The sequence below is a fragment of the Shinella kummerowiae genome (genome assembly GCF_009827055.1).
Lineage (GTDB): Bacteria > Pseudomonadota > Alphaproteobacteria > Rhizobiales > Rhizobiaceae > Shinella > Shinella kummerowiae.
In genome coordinates, this window is the sequence record NZ_WUMK01000002.1 from 87,643 (window position 1) to 102,041 (window position 14,399).

General features: G+C 62.2%; 9 protein-coding genes. 4 read left to right on the forward strand and 5 right to left on the reverse strand.

Annotation, left to right across the window (positions count from 1 at the left end; genetic code table 11):
- Positions 1–4 precede the first annotated feature (4 nt).
- The 3 genes from GR138_RS04860 to GR138_RS04870 form a co-directional block, all read right to left on the reverse strand.
- On the reverse strand, positions 5–1,195 hold the full coding sequence (locus GR138_RS04860) for a flagellar motor protein MotB (RefSeq protein ID WP_160857512.1): 1,191 nt from the start codon (positions 1,193–1,195) through the stop codon (positions 5–7).
- The gene (locus GR138_RS04865) at positions 1,192–1,845 is read right to left on the reverse strand and encodes a hypothetical protein (protein WP_160857513.1); all 654 of its coding nucleotides are present in this window, start codon (positions 1,843–1,845) and stop codon (positions 1,192–1,194) included. The genes GR138_RS04860 and GR138_RS04865 overlap by 4 nt, the downstream gene beginning before the upstream one ends.
- 311 nt (positions 1,846–2,156) lie before the next feature.
- Positions 2,157–3,125, reverse strand: a complete 969-nt coding sequence (locus GR138_RS04870) for a flagellin N-terminal helical domain-containing protein (RefSeq protein ID WP_160857514.1) — start codon at positions 3,123–3,125, stop codon at positions 2,157–2,159.
- 703 nt (positions 3,126–3,828) lie between these two features.
- Between GR138_RS04870 and GR138_RS04875 the strand changes: the two genes are divergently transcribed.
- From GR138_RS04875 to glf, 4 genes are all read left to right on the forward strand, one after another.
- Complete coding sequence (locus tag GR138_RS04875) at positions 3,829–7,260, forward strand: beta strand repeat-containing protein (protein WP_160857515.1); 3,432 nt, start codon at positions 3,829–3,831, stop codon at positions 7,258–7,260.
- 208 nt (positions 7,261–7,468) lie between these two features.
- A complete protein-coding gene (locus GR138_RS04880) occupies positions 7,469–9,514 on the forward strand; it encodes an O-linked N-acetylglucosamine transferase, SPINDLY family protein (RefSeq protein ID WP_160857516.1) in 2,046 nt (681 codons plus the stop codon).
- Positions 9,515–9,570: 56 nt separating this feature from the next.
- Complete coding sequence (locus GR138_RS04885; RefSeq protein ID WP_160857517.1) at positions 9,571–10,854, forward strand: DUF6250 domain-containing protein; 1,284 nt, start codon at positions 9,571–9,573, stop codon at positions 10,852–10,854.
- Positions 10,855–10,884: 30 nt separating this feature from the next.
- Positions 10,885–12,042: a UDP-galactopyranose mutase gene (gene glf / locus GR138_RS04890; protein WP_160857518.1), complete on the forward strand. Its 1,158-nt coding sequence runs from the start codon at positions 10,885–10,887 to the stop codon at positions 12,040–12,042.
- Between the two features lie 82 nt (positions 12,043–12,124).
- Here the strand turns inward: glf and GR138_RS04895 are convergent, their stop codons facing one another.
- Complete coding sequence (locus GR138_RS04895; protein ID WP_160857519.1) at positions 12,125–13,090, reverse strand: flagellin N-terminal helical domain-containing protein; 966 nt, start codon at positions 13,088–13,090, stop codon at positions 12,125–12,127.
- A 256-nt stretch (positions 13,091–13,346) separates the two neighbouring features.
- Positions 13,347–14,231, reverse strand: a complete 885-nt coding sequence (locus GR138_RS04900; protein ID WP_160857520.1) for a flagellin N-terminal helical domain-containing protein — start codon at positions 14,229–14,231, stop codon at positions 13,347–13,349.
- Positions 14,232–14,399: the final 168 nt, after the last annotated feature.

The window sequence follows — 14,399 nt, forward strand, 5'->3', positions numbered from 1 at the left end:
GGCGTCAGCCGCCTTCCGCCTGGATGAGGATTTCGATGCGGCGGTTGGCGTCGGCCATCGGATCGGTCGGCACCTTGAGGCGCCGGTCGGCAAAGCCCGTCACCTGGCTCACGCGCTTCTCCTCAAGCCCGCCGCGCACCAGCATGTAGTAGGCGCTCTGCGCGCGATCCATCGAGAGCCGCCAGTTGTCGTTCTTGCCACCGGCAAAGGGACGGGCGTCCGTATGACCGCGGATCGCGATGGCGCCCGGACGGCTTGCGAGGATCTTGCCGATCTTCTCCATCGCCAGCACCATGTCGCGCTGGGGTACGGCCGAACCGATGTTGAACATGGGCGTATCGAGCTGATCTGTCAGGCTGACGAGCAGGCCGCCTTCGGCCGGCGTGACCGTCAGGCCTTCCGCCAGCTTGCCGAGCGTGCCGATCTCCTTGTTGATCTGCTTTGCCAGCTCGGCCGCTTCCTTGTCTTCCTTGGTCTTGGCTTCGTCGGCAGCAACCTGTTCGGCTTCAACCTTCGCAGCTTCCGCCTCGGCCTTTGCAGCTTCGGCCTTCTCCGCCTCTTCCTTGGCGAGTGCCTCCTGGACGGTCTTGCCCTCGCTGCCGGCGCTGGTTGCCTGCGAGATGTCGACCTGCTGCGTCCAGAAGTCCGGATCGAACGGATCGCGATAGGCTTCGCCGCCGCTGGCGCCGGTGGACGGGCCGGAATTGGCCGCACCGCCCTCGCCCTTGGCGCTCACATTCGCCTGCTGGCCGACTTCCTGCGCGATTTCGGAGAGCACCGAATAGGGATTATCGAAGAAATTGGCCTCGGAGTACTGGGTCTCCTCGCCGGCCGTGGTCTTCTCGTCCTTGCCGCTTTCCGCGCCGTTGCCGCTTGCCTGCTGTTGGCCCTGTTCCTTGGACTTGTCCTGCGTCGCCTCGCCTTCGGCGCTGTTGGCCGGCTTCTTCACCGATTTGTCGGCCGGCTTGTCGTCGGTCAGCTTGATCGGGTTGAAATAGGAGGCGACGGAGGCCTGCGTCTTCTCGTTGGCGGCATTGACGAGCCACATCACGAGGAAGAACGCCATCATGGCCGTCATGAAGTCGGCATAGGCGATCTTCCAGGCGGCCGAATGATGGTCACCCTCATGATCGCCATGTCGCTTGACGATGATGATCTCGTTCTTGCCGTGGTGATGATTTTCGCCTTCGCTCATGCAAGCACCTTGCGTACGGTATCGGCCCAGGCCGCCATTCGCGTTACCAGGACGGTTTCGCCAAACTCCACCGTCAGATCGACATCCTGCATTTCGACATGCTTGAAGACGGGCATGCTATCTTCGAAATGCGATTTCAACTGTTCGAAGAGGTTTGCCGGCCCCTTCACCGTAACCGTGACACCTTCGCCGCCCGCAAGACCTTCCGTGATCATGCGCGCAAGATCGGCAACCGCGCCCTTGGTAAGCACAAGGCTCATGATGGGCGCCAGGACCTGCGCGGTCTGGGCCGCGACAAGATCGGCAACCTCGGCGGTCAGTCCGGAAAACCGTTTGGCCAGCGCGTCCGCATAGTCCTGCTCATAGCGCGCCTTGAGGGCGTCAAGCTCGGCCTGATGCGCATCATTCAAAGCGGTCATGTCCGCCTCGTGCCTTGCGGCAAACTCTGCCTCGGCTTCCGCGCGACCTTCGGCAAAGGCCTCGGCGCGCTCCGCCGCAACATCGACCTGCGGTTCTGCGAACGGCATCGCGAGGGGCTCGGCCCCGGCAACGTCATTGGTCTGCGTGAACGACGGCGACGAGAAGGTCGGCGTCTTCGCACGCGGCGGTGCGCCGAAATCCTTGAGGTAACGGGCGAGTTGCACACTCATGCCGCGCCCTCCAGCCCTGCCGCGTGCCGGACGAATGCAAACAGGGCCCGACGGGAACCCCGCGGACCGTTTCGACGCTCGCTCTCGTAAACACTGGAAGCTGACACCACCGCTGACCTGTCTCCTCGACATCGAGCCTTCCGGAAGAGGAAAGGCACACAATCTTCCTGATCGTGCCATCGAACCTAGGGGTCCAAACTTGTGCGAGGATGAAGATGAAAGGTGTTGGGCCGCGCCAGGGCAAATCGCGCGGCCCAACCGCCCGCCTCGGCCGATGACCACGGCCGGGCGGAAGCAAGACCTCCCTGCCCTTACTGACGGAAGAGCTGGAGGATGTTTTCTGCGCTCGAATTGGCGATCGAGAGCGACTGGATACCCAATTGCTGCTGGGTCTGCAGTGCCTTCAACCGCGTCGATTCCTCGTTCATGTCGGCATCGACCAGGCGGCCGATGCCCTTGTCGATCACGTCGCCGAGCGAGGCGACGAAGCTTTCCTGCATCTCGATGCGCTTGGTGATGGCGCCGAGCGTGGAGGCCGCGTTCGTCAGGCCTTTGAGGATGAAATCCGTGACACTGATCATGCCATCGATTTCTTCGTAGGTCGTATCGGCCCTGAGCTGCACCACAGTGTCATCAGCGGGGTTGCCGAGATCGTCCATGTTGATGATGGAGTATGGACCGAACGCTGGCGGGTTCTCCATGACGTCGGCAAGATCGATGGGTTTGGTGAGGTAACCCTGCTCGGGTGTTTCGATGTCGATCAGCACGGAGTTCGCGGTGTCGAAGTCGAGCGTGGTGACCTTGACGTTGCCGTCGGCGCTTCGCACGAAGGAGGCAACGACGGATTTTATGCCGAGAGCGTCGTCACCGGTATTATAAAGCCAGTTCTCGCCAGAAAAGGAGGCCGACTGAGCCGCCGAAATGAGCTGGTTCTTCAATTCGGAAATTTCGTCGTTGATCTTGGTCTTGTCGACGCCCGGCTCTCGCGCGGCGACCAGCTTGGCTTTGATCTCGCTCATCACGTCGATGACGCTTTCCAAGGAGGTATAGGCGGTATCGACCTTGGCGGCACCGAGGCCGAGCGCGTCGGCGACGGTGGAGATGGCGCGGTTGTCGGAGCGCATGGTGGTCGCGATCGACCAGTAGGCGGCGTTGTCGGCGGCGGTTTCGACGCGCATGCCGGAGGAGACACGCGCCTGCGTCGTCTCGAGGCTGTTGTCGATCGAACGGAGGGTCTGCAACGCAGCCATGGCGGCGGAGTTGGTCAAGATGCTGGTCATTGGCATTTGCCCTGAGTAAGTGATTGTCGGGGACATGCCGGAGTGAGGCGGGGGACCGGTAACGATGGGAGGCTTCATGCAACCGACGCCGCTCGTTTGCCCTGGGCGTCAGTCCATCGTTCTTAATGATTGGTTAACGGCCAATGGTTAACAAATGGTTAACGCCGTTAAGGATTTGGAAAGGAAAATGAAAAAAGCGTAAACGAGCGATGGCAGGTTTTTACGGTTTTCAACCTTTCCGCGACAAAACCATGACACGCCCTGCCTGTAAGTGGCACGATACCGTGCGATTTTGGCAAACGACCGTTCCGTTTCAGGTCAGGCCGCTTTTGGAATTGCAAGGATGTGTTGCATCTCATTAACGCATTATTAGAGGTTCCTGCTTAGAACTTTGCTTAGTTGTAGGACTTCTACCCGTATAGGGCCTGCAACCACTGGCGTGGGGATCGGAGCCGCCTTCTGGCTCTGGAAGCATGATGCCCTTCCGATACGCTGGCTCGTTCGAGTCATGTTCCATGAAAACAAGTTATCGTCCGCGAGGACACCCGAATTGCGAAGCCAATGACGGGTCCGGGGGGACGTCCAACGCTGCAGCAAGCGCAGGGACATGCTGAGTATGCCGTAAAGGCGCCGAACAGGCCCTTTGCGCTGCGACTCGCAGGGCATTGACGTTTGTGGTCAGCCAACCATCAAGGGCGCGTTCATGACTTCAATCGTCACATCTCTTTCGATCAACCAGATCCGGGCGCTCTCGTCGACCGCGATCGCGAACCTCACCACAACCGACGTCGCAGCTCTCACGAGCACGCAGATCAAGGCGCTGAGCTCCACGCAGATCGCGGCTTTCGAAACCGAAGACCTCGCGGCCTTCTCCTCGACCCAGATCAGCGCCGTCACCGCCGCCGCCATCACCGGCCTCACCCTTTCGCAGATGGATGCGCTGGGCTCCACCAACATCGGCGGCCTCACCTCGGCGCAGATGAACGCGCTCAGCACGTTGCAGATCAACCAGCTGAATTCCGATCAGGTCGATCTCCTGACGAGCACGCAGATCGCAGCCCTCAGCGCGGCCGCCCTCGGCACGATGACCTCGGACGAAATCGGCACCTTCACCTCGGATGAAGTCTCCGCCATCTCCACCAAGGTTCTGGCAAGCCTCTCCACCGCCGCCATCGCAAACTTCAACAGCGATCAGATCGGCGCCCTCAGCACCAAGCAGGTCGCATCGCTGACCAGCGCGCAGATCGCCGTCCTGACCTCGGACCAGATCGACGGCATGACAAGCGGCCAGGTTGCCGCTCTCACCGCCAAGCAGATCACGGCGCTCACGACCGATGCCGTCGCATCGCTCGACAGCGACCAGATCGGCGCCCTGAACGCCAAGCAGATCGCAGCCTTCTCGACCGCACAGGTCGCCATCCTCGACTCCGACCAGGTTGCCGCTCTGAGCAGCACCCAGATCGCAGCGCTGAGCGCCGACGCACTCGGCACGATGACCTCGGAAGAAATTGCAACCTTCTCCTCCGATGAGATTGCAGCCATCTCCACCAAGGTTCTTTCGAGCCTCTCGACGGCGACCATCGCAAACCTCGACAGCGACAAGATCGCTGCCCTGACTTCCAAGCAGGTCGCGGCTCTCACCAACGCCCAGATCGGCGTCCTGACGTCGGATCAGATCGACGGCCTGTCTTCCGACAACGTCGCCGCGCTGACCGCCAAGCAGATCACGGCGCTCACGACCGACGCGCTGGTATCGTTCGACAGCGACCAGATCGCTGCCCTGACGGCCAAGCAGGTCGCTGCCCTCTCCTCTGCCCAGGTCGACGTCCTGACCTCCGACCAGATCGACGCCCTCGACAGCGTCCAGATCGCGGCCCTCAGCGCAGCGGCACTCGGCACGATGTCCTCCGACGAGATCGCGACCTTCACGTCTGACGAAGTCGCCGCAATCAGCACGAAGGTCCTGTCGGCCCTCTCGACCGCCACGATCGCAAACTTCGACAGCGCACAGATCGGCGCCCTGAACAGCAAGCAGATCGCCGCCCTCACCACCGCCCAGATCGGCGTTCTCACCTCCGATCAGCTCGACGGCCTGTCCTCCGACAACATCGTTGCCCTGACCGCCAAGCAGATCACGGCGCTCACGACTGATGCCGTCGCATCGCTCGAAAGCGACCAGGTGGCTGCCCTGACGGCCAAGCAGGTGGCTGCAATGACGACCGGCCAGGTCGACGCCCTGACCTCCGATCAGGTTCAGGCCCTGACCAGCACGCAGATCGCGGCCCTCGGTGCCGTGGCGCTCGACACGATGTCCTCCGACGAGATCGCGACCTTCACATCTGACGAAGTCGCCGCCATCTCCACGAAGGTGCTGTCCAGCCTGTCCACCGCAACGATCGCAAACTTCGACAGCGACAAGATCGCAGCCCTGACGTCGAAGCAGGTTGCTGCCCTCACCAACGCCCAGCTCGGTGTTCTGACCTCCGATCAGCTGGACGGCCTGTCGACCGACAACATCATTGCCCTGACCGCCAAGCAGATCACGGCGATCACGACCGATGCCATCGCATCGCTCGAAAGCGACCAGATCGCAGCCCTGACGTCGAAGCAGGTCGCAGCCCTGAGCTCCGCCCAGGTCGACGCACTGACCTCCGACCAGGTCCAGGCTCTGAGCAGCACGCAGATCGCAGCCCTCAGCGCCGCAGCGCTGAACACGATGTCCTCCGACGAGATCGCGACCTTCACGTCCGATGAAGTCGCAGCCATCTCGACCAAGGTTCTGTCTGCCCTTTCGACCGCTGCCATCGCCAACCTCGACAGCGACAAGATTGCCGCTCTCAGCAGCAAGCAGGTTGCAGCCCTGACCGCAGCCCAGATCGGCGTCCTGACGTCCGATCAGGTCGATGGTCTGACCAGCAACAACATCGTCGCCCTGACGGCCAAGCAGATCGAAGCGCTCACGACCGACGCAATCTCGTCGCTCGACAGCGACCAGATCGCCGCCCTCACGGCCAAGCAGGTTGCATCCTTCACCTCTGCTCAGATCGACTCGCTGAACTCCGACCAGGTCGAAGCTCTCGACAGCGACCAGATCGCCGTCCTCAGCGCCGCGGCACTCGGCACGATGACCTCCGAAGAACTGGGTAAGTTCACCTCTGATGAAATCGCCGCCATCAGCACCAAGGTCTTGGCCGCTCTGTCCACCGCTGCCATCGGGAACTTCGCCAGCGATCAGATCGCAGCCCTGAGCTCTGCCCAGGTTGCCGCTCTGACCACTGCGCAGGTCGCAACCCTGACCTCCGATCAGCTCGACGGTCTCAGCTCCGACGTGATCACGGCCCTCACTGCCACCCAGGTCGCAGTTCTGACCACTGATGCGATCGCATCGCTGGAAAGTGACCAGGTCGCAGCCCTGACCTCCAAGCAGGTTGCCGCCCTGACCACCGCGCAGGTCGCAACCCTGACGTCGGACCAGGTCGACGCCCTGACGAGCACGCAGATCGCAGCCCTCAGCGCCGCAGCGCTCGGCACGATGAGCTCTGACGAGATCGGTACCTTCTCGTCTGACGAAGTCGCCGCCATCAGCACCAAGGTTCTGGCCGGCCTGTCGACCGACATCGTGTCCTTCCTCAGCAGCGAACAGATCAGCGCCCTGAGCACCGGCCAGCTTGCCTCGCTGACAACGGCACAGATCGGCGTCCTCTCCTCCGACCAGGTTGACGGTCTGACCTCCGACAACATCGTCGCCCTGACGGCCAAGCAGATCGAAGCGCTCACGACCGACGCCATCTCGTCGCTCGACAGCGACCAGGTCGCAGCCCTGACGAGCACGCAGATCGCAGCCCTCAGCACGGCCCAGGTCGCAACGCTCACCTCCGACCAGGTCGAGGCTCTGACGAGCACGCAGATCGCGGCGCTCAGCTCTGCCGCACTCGATGCGCTGGCTTCGGACGAGATCGCGACCTTCACGTCGGACGAGATCGCCGCAATCAACGTCAAGGCACTGCCGGGCCTCTCCACCGAGGACATCGGTGCCCTGAGCTCGGAACAGGCGCGGGCCTTCACCAGCCAGCAGATCGGCGCGCTGAACAGCTCGCAGGTCGAAGCGATCATCGCAGCCTACAACGACGTCTGATCCGGACGATCGATCCCGAAAACTGGCGGCGCGGTTCTTACCGCGCCGCTTTTCTTTTGGGCATGGGGCACACGAACCCGCACCCCACGCCATCCCCGCCGCGAAAAACGATCAGCCCGACGCAAGACAACTCCGATAGCAAGGCAAACGAGCTCCTTTGCGAGTCGTTCAACAGCCCGGCCAGCAGGCCACTTGCCGCAGGATGTCCATGACCGTCAGCACCCCCATCGTTCCTGATCCGAACGCACCGCTCCTCAACCTGCTTGGGCGCGCCCGCAACCAGCAGCTTTCGCTCGCCGAGCTGTTCCAGACCGCGGAAGCCCTTGCCGCTGGCGGCGCCACCCTGCCGGCCATCGAGCTCTACAAGACCTGGATCGCCTTCAACGACACCAATCCGCTGCTGCATCTCGCCTATTTCAATTTCGCGGTATCGCTTTCCAAGGCGGGGGACACCGCCGCGACGATCCACGCCCTGCGCGCGGCGATCCGGATGAGCCCGCAGTTCGGCCAGGCCCATATCAATCTCGGGCGGACGCTGGAGGATTGCGGCCTGACGGGGCAGGCCGTCCAGCAATGGCGCACCTTTGCGGATGCGACGGCGGACATTACGCCCGACAAGATCAACAACCGTCTGCTGAGCCTCCAGCATATCGGCCGTGTTCTGGAAGCAACCGGCAATCTCGAAGAGGCGGAAGCCGCCCTCTGGCAGGCCATGGAGCTGCAGCCCTCGCGTACCGAGGCCGCCCAGCACTGGATTTCGCTTCGTATGCGCCAGTGCAAATGGCCGGTCGTCGCGCCGTCGACCCACATCACCTCGCGGCAGTTCATGGACGCGATGTCCTCCATGACGATCGCCTGCTACACGGATGATCCCCTCTTTCACATGGCCAAGGCGCACCGCTACTGCCAGGCGACCGTCGGCCGACCGGCCGATCTCAAGGCTTTCGTGCGCAAGCCCGTGCGCCACAAGAGCGGAACCGGCCAGCGCCTGCGCGTCGGTTACGTTTCCTCCGACCTGCGCCAGCATGCCGTTGGTTTTGCGCTGAGCGAGCTGCTCGAACTGCACGACAAGTCCAATGTCGAGGTCTTCGCATACTATTGCGGCGAGCCGGTCGTGCTCGACCAGACGCAGGCGCGCATCAAGCTTGCGGTCGATCATTGGTGCGACATTACCAAGTTGAGTGACATCGACGCGGCCCGGCAGATCGTCGCCGACGAGATCGACGTGCTGATCGACGTCAATGGCTATACCAAACACGCCCGCACGAAAATCTTCGCCTATCGCCCGGCCCCGGTGATCGTGAATTTCTGCGGCTATCCCGGAACGATGGCCAGCCCGTATCACCAGTACATGATCGCCGACGACCAGATCGTGCCGCCGGAAAATGAGCTGTATTATACCGAGAAGGTGCTTCGCATCCCCTGCAATCAGCCGGTGGACCGCAAGCGCACCGTCAACCCGCGCCCGACCCGGGCGGCGGTCGGCCTGCCGGAAGACGCCTTCGTCTTCGCAAGCTTCAACGGCATGCAGAAGATCACCGCCAACTGCTTTGCCCGCTGGATGGCCATCCTCACCGCCACGCCGGGCAGCGTGCTGTGGCTGCTGGTCGGCGATGACAGCGTCAACGAGCGCGTCAAACAGATGGCAGAACAGGCGGGCGTCGCGCCGGAGCGGCTGATCTTTGCCGGCAAGACCCAGAACCCGGATCATCTCGCCCGCATCGGCCTTGCCGACCTGTTCCTCGACACCTTCCCCTATGGCGCGCATTCTACCGCCGCCGACGCCATCACCCAGGGTCTGCCGGTGCTGACCGTCGCGGGCAAGAGTTTCGCCTCGCGCTTCTGCGCCAGCATCGTCGTGGCGGCCGGCATTCCCGAACTCGTCTGCAAGAGCCCGGACGACTACGTGCACCAGGCGGTCGCCTTCGCGAAGGATCCGGCGCGTCTTGCCGCGGTCAAGGCTTCGCTCCTGCAGCAACGGGAAACCTGCGCGCTGCGCGACATGCCGGCCCTTGCCCGCCGGCTCGAAGAATTGTTCTGGCAGATGCAGGGCGAAGCGGAGCGTGGCGAGACGCCCGTGCCGGACCTGCGCAACCTCGACCTCTACTACGAGGTGGGTGCCGAGCTTGCAGCCGCGAATATCGATTTCGAAGACGACGAGGCCTACAGGCAGCGCTACCGCGCGCAGCTTTCCATCCTGAACGACTTCGCACCACTTTCACCCGACGCTCGCCTCTGGACCGCTGCCGTATAACCATCCGGCGGTCGTCAGCGTGGCAGTGATCGACAATTCTGAATGACGAGGACAGCATGACCCCAGTTATCCTGGTGACCTTTGCCGGACGGCAGAAACGGATGGAAATCCTGACCCAATACGTCCGACGGGCGTTGGATCTCGGGATCATCGACGAGTGGCATATCTGGGATTTCACCCGCGCGGACGACGACTACGCCTGGGTGACCCGGGAATTCGGCCCTGCCCGCTATATGGGCTCGAAGGTGCCGTATCAGACAGCAGGGACCGTCACGCCGCAGGCCTCCTTCCGCACGAGCGCACGGATCCGTCACGACCTGCACATCGCGATCGTTCCGAACGATCGGTCGCAGGAGTGCTACGAGATCGTGGTCGGCGGCTGGAAAAACACCCATTCGGCGCTGCGCAAGATCACGCGCGACCAGCTGCAGAATTTCGACCGGGACAACCAGGCCAATCTCTGGATCAAGCCGACGCCGGGCGCCCTGTCTCCGGGACAGCCCAATGAGGTCGTGCTGATGCTCGATTCGGCGGGCGTGCCGACGCTGCGCATCAACGATGCGACGATCGGCACCTGGCCGGAGCTGAACCTTGGCGCCGGCGCGTCGGTTCTCATTCGCGGCGGCTGGGGCGCCGATCTGGAACTCTGCGACGTCAATGCCCGGACCCGGCGCTATATCGGCAATCCGCGCGAGCAGCTGCCCTATTTCCAGGCCTACGAATATTACGCGACACGGATCGACGCCTTCGCCGACGCCGTCTTCCTGAAGTGCGACGATGACATCGTCTATCTCGACATCGACAAGCTGGATGGCTTCATCCAGTTCCGCCGTGCCAATCCGCACTACTTCGTCGTGTCGGCAAACGTCGTGAACAATGGGGTATGCGCCTACTTCCAGCAGCAGGCGGGTTCCATTCCGGCAAGTGTCGGCGATTTCGAAAGGCCGCCGGGCGGTTTTGGCGGCTCTCTCTGGGAGAGCGCGGAACGCGCGACGCAGTTGCATGCCTTCTTCCTTAGCACCGGCGGCGCGGCGTTGCCCCTCCCCGAGCCCGTCGTCGACTGGACCGAACGGCAGTCGATCAACTTCATCGCCTGGCTGGGGCGCGACCTGCGCCACATGGCGCTGCCGCAGGGCGATGACGAACACGCCCTCACCATCGGCGTGCCGACCTTCCTGGAGCGGCCGTCCGCGATCTATTCCGACTTCATGGTGAGCCATCTGAGCTTTGGCCCGCAGGAGCGCGGCTGGGATCCAACCGCGCTGATCGAAGCCTACGAAGTCTTGATGCGCGACCGGCTGTTTCCGGCAGATGCACCACGGCTGCGGGCCGCAGGCTGACGCGACAGGTTCAATTCAGGACAGATTGGCATGGGTGTGAAAGAGAAAATCCTCATTGTAGGCGCCGGGCTTTCCGGCGCCGTCATCGGTCGCGAGCTCGCACAGGAGGGCTACAAGGTCGAGATCATCGATTCGCGTAGCCACATTGCCGGGAACTGCCACACGGAACGGGACGAAGCGACCGGCGTGATGGTGCACATCTACGGCCCGCACATCTTCCACACCGACGACACCGAGGTCTGGGACTATGTGAATGGCTTTACGACCTTCATGCCCTACAAGAACCGCGTGAAGACGACGAGCGGCGGTCAGGTCTATTCGCTGCCGGTCAACCTGCACACGATCAACCAGTTCTTCGGCAAGACCTTCCGGCCGGACGAGGCCCGCACCTTCCTCGAGGACCAGGCGGACAAGACGATCACCGATCCGCAGACCTTCGAGGAGCAGGCGCTGCGCTTCGTCGGCAACGACCTCTATGAGGCCTTCTTCAAGGGCTACACCCAGAAGCAATGGGGCTGCTCGCCGACAGCGCTTCCGGCGTCGATCCTCAAGCGGTTGCCGGTACGCTTCAACTACGACGACAACTATTTCTTCCACAAATACCAGGGCATGCCGGAAAACGGCTATACGGACATGATCGAGCGCATTCTCGATCATCCCAACATCACGGTGACGCTGGACACCGTGTTTAATCGGGATGCCGCCGAGGACTACGCCCACGTCTTCTATTCCGGACCGCTCGACGGCTATTTCGACTACGAGCTTGGCCGGCTCGGCTATCGCACGCTCGATTTCGAGCGCTTCACCTATGACGGCGACTACCAGGGCTGTGCGGTGATGAACTACGGCGACGTTTCCGTGCCCTATACCCGGATCACCGAGCACAAACATTTCTCGCCCTGGGAGGAGCATGCCGGCTCCGTCTGCTACCGCGAGTTCTCGCGCGCCTGCGAACCGCAGGACATCCCCTACTACCCGATCCGGCTGGTCGAGGAGAAGGCGCAGCTCACCGAGTATGTCGCCCGCGCCGAACAGGAAAGCGGCGTCACCTTTGTCGGGCGGCTCGGCACATACCGCTATCTCGACATGGATGTGACCATCCGCGAGGCGCTCGATACCGCCAGGCTCTATCTCGCCCGGAAGGCAGAGAATGCTGCAATGGCGACCTTCCTGCACGCGCCGCTCTAAGGCGCCTGCCCATGAACGACGAAGGCCCCGGCAAAACCGGGGCCTTCTGAATAATGCGAAGGGTTCGAGCCTCCTCTTCCGATTAACGGAAGAGCGTGAGGATGCCTTCGGCCGAGGAGTTGGCGATCGACAGGGCCTGGATACCGAGCTGCTGCTGGGTCTGCAGGGCCTTGAGGCGGGTCGATTCTTCGTTCATGTCGGCGTCGACGAGGCGGCCGATACCGCTGTCGATGGCGTCGATGAGCTTGGAAGCGAAGTCTTCCTGCAGGTCGATGCGCATGGAGATCGAACCGAGCTGCGAAGCAGCCTTGGTCATCAGCTGGATGGCGGCTTCCGTCAGGTTGAGGGCTTCAGCCATTTCTGCGTCGTCGAAGGCCGAGATGTCGAGCGTCACGACGGTGTCGGTGATGGTGTAGGTGTTGCCGGTCGGGTCGATGTCGTCACCAGCCGTGCCGAGGATACCACCGGCGCTCTGGGTGTGGTCGGACGTGTCGACCGTGCCGAACAGAACGTTCTGGCCATCGGCGGTCAGTTCGTCGAGCGTGTAGACCGTGGTGTTGACCTTGACCGTGCCGCCAGCGTCGCGAACGAAGCCCGAAACGATCGTCTTGTCTGCGACTGCGTCGGCAGCGGTGCTGTCGAATACGAGCCAGTTCTGGCCGTTGAAGGCGGCGCCCGAAGCGATCGAGACCAGCTGCTGCTGGAGCTGCGTGATTTCTTCCTGAACCTTGGCCTTGTCGACGCCCTGTTCGGTTGCCGCGGTGACCTTCTTCTTCATTTCCTTCACGACGTCGATGGCGGCTTCCATACCGGCATAGGCGGTGTCTACCTTGGCGGCGCCGAGGCCGAGGGCGTCCTGAACGGCGGAAAGCGCCATGTTATCGGAGCGCATGGTGGTAGCGATCGACCAATAGGCGGCGTTGTCGGCGGCTTCACCGACGCGCATGCCGGACGAGACGCGGCCCTGCGTGGTTTCCATGGCGCTGCCGATAGAGCGCAGGGTATTGAGCGCGGACATTGCCGCGACGTTGGTCAGAATGCTGGTCATGTTAAAAGTGCCCCTTGAGTGGCTGACTGAGGAAGGGCATTCCGGATGTTACCGGGGAACGGTGGTCAGCATCATGCCTGCCAACCGGTTAAGTTTTTTGGTTAACCCACCGTTTCGATGTCCCCAGAAAACCGCAATAAAGTTAAGGAATTCTTTCGCGCCAAAAAAAATAAAAAAGGCCGCGCCCGTTTCCGGGTGCGGCCTTTCCTTTGGGGTCTGGCGCGGGTCAGCCTCCGCGCCGTTTCCCGTCCGTCTATTAACGGAAGAGCGAGAGGATGTTCTGCGAGTTGGAGTTCGCGATCGACAGCGACTGGATAGCGAGCTGCTGCTGGGTCTGCAGAGCCTTCAGGCGGGTCGATTCCTCGTTCATGTCAGCGTCGACCAGACGGCCGATACCCTTGTCGAGAGCAGAGGTCAGCTTCGAAGCGAAGTCTTCCTGGAGGCCGATGCGCATGGAGAGCGAGCCCAGGTTCGAACCAGCCTTGGCAAGGTTGGTCAGAGCCGTTTCGATCGTGTCGAGGTGGCCGGCAACTTCGGCGTCGGTCGTGGCGTCGGTCAGCTCGATAGCGAGCGTGTCGGCCAGGTAACCGGTGCTGTCGTCGACTTCGCCGGTGGACGGGTCATAGGCGCCGAACAGGGCGTTTGCAGCCGAGTCGTAGGTAGCCGTCGTGACCTTGACCGTGCCGTCATCGCCGCGCACGAAGCCCGTGACAACGGTGGTTTCAGCGGAGCCGCCGGCCAGCCAGTTTTCGCCGTTGAACGTGGCGGAAGCGCCGATGCTCTTCAGCTGGTCCTGGAGCTGGGTGATTTCTTCCTGGACCTTGACCTTGTCAACGCCCTGCTCGGTTGCGGTGACGAGCTTCTGCTTGATCGTCTTGACGACGTCGATGGCAGCTTCGACACCGCCGTAGGCGACGTCAACCTTGGCGGCGCCGAGGCCGAGGGCGTCCTGAACAGCGGAAAGGGCTGCATTGTCGGAACGCATGGTGGTCGCGATCGACCAGTAGGCAGCGTTGTCCTTGGCCGCGCCAACGCGCTGGCCGGACGAAATGCGGCCCTGCGTCGTTTCCATGTCGTTGTTGATCGTGCGCAGCGTCTGGAGAGCTGCCATGGCAGAGGTGTTGGTGAGAATGCTCGACATTCTGTTTGTCCCTTTGAACGAAATACTGATGGGGGACATACCGGACTAAAAAACTTACCGGTTACGGCGGTTCGGCGTCATGCCAACTCGGTTTCTCCAGAGACCTGAAGGGATACCAAACCCGTCGTGTGAGCCCAAACCTCGCAGCCAATCCTTGCCAACTTCTTA

What these genes read in the sequence shown, in the direction of transcription:
- GR138_RS04860 (WP_160857512.1), bottom strand. Translation starts at nt 1,195, where the DNA reads ATGAGCGAAGGCGAAAATCATCACCACGGCAAGAACGAGATCATCATC.
- GR138_RS04865 (WP_160857513.1), bottom strand. Translation starts at nt 1,845, where the DNA reads ATGAGTGTGCAACTCGCCCGTTACCTCAAGGATTTCGGCGCACCGCCG.
- GR138_RS04870 (WP_160857514.1), bottom strand. Translation starts at nt 3,125, where the DNA reads ATGACCAGCATCTTGACCAACTCCGCCGCCATGGCTGCGTTGCAGACC.
- GR138_RS04875 (WP_160857515.1), top strand. Translation starts at nt 3,829, where the DNA reads ATGACTTCAATCGTCACATCTCTTTCGATCAACCAGATCCGGGCGCTC.
- GR138_RS04880 (WP_160857516.1), top strand. Translation starts at nt 7,469, where the DNA reads ATGACCGTCAGCACCCCCATCGTTCCTGATCCGAACGCACCGCTCCTC.
- GR138_RS04885 (WP_160857517.1), top strand. Translation starts at nt 9,571, where the DNA reads ATGACCCCAGTTATCCTGGTGACCTTTGCCGGACGGCAGAAACGGATG.
- glf (WP_160857518.1), top strand. Translation starts at nt 10,885, where the DNA reads ATGGGTGTGAAAGAGAAAATCCTCATTGTAGGCGCCGGGCTTTCCGGC.
- GR138_RS04895 (WP_160857519.1), bottom strand. Translation starts at nt 13,090, where the DNA reads ATGACCAGCATTCTGACCAACGTCGCGGCAATGTCCGCGCTCAATACC.
- GR138_RS04900 (WP_160857520.1), bottom strand. Translation starts at nt 14,231, where the DNA reads ATGTCGAGCATTCTCACCAACACCTCTGCCATGGCAGCTCTCCAGACG.